General features: G+C 47.9%; 1 pseudogene. It reads left to right on the top strand.

The features are described 5' to 3' along the window. Positions 1–100: 100 nt before the first annotated feature. Positions 101–403: pseudogene (locus HMPREF3277_RS15775) on the top strand (hypothetical protein); the annotation flags it as partial.

Raw genomic sequence — 403 nt, forward strand, 5'->3', positions numbered from 1 at the left:
CGGGTTTCGCCAAAATCTGAAATCAGTCGGTTTCAGCATTAGGTTTCGCGAGCCAAGCCCGTGCTACGGGCTATTGAATTTGCCATCATCAGGAATTGCTATGAAACGCAGCATATTGATATTTTTATCCTGCATCGTCCTGCCTGCTTACGCCGCCGTTTTTTCCGCGCACGTTCCAAAAGGTTGGAAAATCATCAAAAGCGTGGAGGGGGATTTAAACGGCGACAATCAAGCCGATGCCGTTTTGGTGCTGCAAAAGCAAGACAAGGCAAACATCATCCCAAACGACTTTATGGGACCACCTGAATTGGATACCAACCCGAGGATGTTGAAAGTATTGTTTAAGCAGGCAGACGGTTACAAGACGGCTGTCGAAAACACAACGCTGATTCCGCCTGAAAGC

Origin of the sequence: Neisseria sp. HMSC70E02, from assembly GCF_001838645.1 — a bacterium.
GTDB classification, from domain to species: Bacteria; Pseudomonadota; Gammaproteobacteria; order Burkholderiales; family Neisseriaceae; genus Neisseria; species Neisseria macacae.